The sequence below is a fragment of the Dietzia sp. B19 genome (genome assembly GCF_014145155.1).
In the GTDB taxonomy this organism is placed as follows: domain Bacteria; phylum Actinomycetota; class Actinomycetes; order Mycobacteriales; family Mycobacteriaceae; genus Dietzia; species Dietzia natronolimnaea.
In genome coordinates, this window is the sequence record NZ_JAALED010000281.1 from 1 (window position 1) to 2,105 (window position 2,105).

At 70.9% G+C, this 2,105-nt stretch carries 1 protein-coding gene; it reads left to right on the top strand.

Annotated features, from left to right (window positions below; translation table 11 throughout):
• Window positions 1-339: 339 nt before the first annotated feature.
• Window positions 340-2,105 (top strand): proton-conducting transporter membrane subunit (locus tag G6020_RS17005; RefSeq protein WP_347238339.1); only part of this gene is annotated, 1,766 nt, incomplete at its 3' end.

Consider the following 2,105-nt stretch of genomic DNA (forward strand, 5'->3'; position numbering starts at 1 on the left):
CGCTGGGCACCCCGCCGACCGGCTCGTCGACGGGCTCGTCGACCGGGTCCACCCTCGTGTCCCTCGCCGGCTCGTCCACCGCAGGCTCGTCCGGCGACCGGTCGACCGGGTCGTCGACCGGGTCGTCCAGAGGTTCGTCCGCGCGGTCGGCTGCACTGGGGGTGGGGGGCATGCCGTGGATGGTAGTGACGTGGCGCACCCGTTCCCGCAGGTCATTCGGCATGCCCCGGAATCCTGCCCGAATCCGCCCGGGCGGAGAGTGTTAGCCTGGCCCGGCGGGCTCGGTACCCACGGGTCTGTTCCGACGCCCATCTCGACCACCTCCGGAGCCAACGGCACGTGACCCTGACCCTGACCCTCGCCCTCGCAGTGGCCTTCGGCATCGCGGCGATCTCACCGTTGCTGGCCCGCACCATGGGGCGGGACGCGGGATGGCCGCTCGCGGCGCTGCTCGGCGGCCTCGCCCTGTACATCTGGTTCGCCGTCCCCGTCGACACCGTCTCCACGGTCGCGTGGATGCCCGCGTTGGGCGTCGAACTCCGCCTGTCCCTCGACCCGCTGGCCCGCGTGTTCACCATGATCGTCCTCGGGATCGGGGCCGTGGTGATGGCCTACTCGTCCCGGTACCTCGGGCGCGGTGGCGGTCACGGCGGGTACTACGGCCTGATGACGCTGTTCGCCGCGTCGATGCTCGGGCTGGTCCTGGCGGACGACGTCGTCCTGCTGTTCGTCGCGTGGGAGTTCACGACCCTGTGCTCCTTCTTCCTCATCACGCTCGCCGGCCCCAAGGGAACGCAGCCCGCGGTGCGGACGCTCCTCGTCACCGTCGCGGGCGGGCTGTGCCTGCTCACCGCCGCGGCGCTCATGGTGGTCCGCACCGGCACCACCGTCCTGTCGGAGATCCTGGTCGATCCGGTGTGGTCGACTGACCCCGGCTTCGCCACGGTGATCGCCGTACTGATCGCCATGGCCGCGTTCACCAAGTCCGCGCAGTTCCCGTTCCAGGCGTGGTTGCCGGACGCCATGGTCGCGGCGACCCCGGTCAGCGCGTACCTGCACGCGGCCGCCATGGTCAAGGCCGGCATCTACCTGCTGCTGCGGTTCTCCGAGGCACTGCACGACGTCCCGGTGTGGAACCTGCTCCTCATCACCTGCGGAATGACCACCGCCGTTCTCGGGGCCGTGTTCGCAATGCAGCGGGACGACCTCAAGGAACTGCTGGCCTACTCCACGATCAGCCAGCTGGGCTTCCTGGTGGCGACGATCGGCGTGGGCACCCCGGCCGCCATGGTCGCCGCGATCGTGCACACCATCGCCCACGCGCTGTTCAAGTCGTCCCTGTTCATGTTTGTGGGCGTGGTCGACCAACAGACCGGCACCCGGGCCATGAGTGGTCTCCCGCGGCTCTACCGCATCATGCCCGGCACGGCGATCGGCGTGGGACTGGCCGCGGCGTCGATGGCGGGACTGCCCCCGCTGCTGGGCTTCGTGTCCAAGGAGTGGATGTTCAAATCCATGCTCGACGCGCCGGGAGCCGCGTGGACCGGGCCCGCGCTCGGTGCCCTGGCCGTGTTCGCCGCCACCTTCACCTTCGCCTACTCGGCACGCTTCCTGCTCGGCGGGTTCGTCACCCACGGCCCCCCGGCGGGGCCGGGCCCCGAGCCGGTACACAGCACCCCGGAGACCATCGAGGCGCCCCACGCCTCGTTCTTCCTCCCCGCCGCCCTGCCCGCGGTGCTGGGGCTGGTGCTCGGATTCACCGGGTTCCTCCTCGAACCCGCTGTCGCGGCAGCGGCCCGCGCCTCCCTCGGCGAGGGATACAAGGCGGATTTCGGTCTGTGGCACGGGTTCGCGCCCGAGTTGTTCATGTCGATGGCCGTGATCGCGTTCGGCATCGTGCTGGTCCTGGTGCGCAATCCCCTGGACCGCTTCCTCAACCGTGAGCTCGCCCCCATCACCGGGGTGGCGACGGTCGACGCGCTGCGCCGCTGGGCCATCGCGGGCGGGGCGCGCGTCGGCGACGTCACCCGGACGGATCGGATCTCCCGGCACGTCTGGGCCGTCCTCGTGGTGCTGGTCGCCCTGGCCGCCGTGGGTGTGGCGGA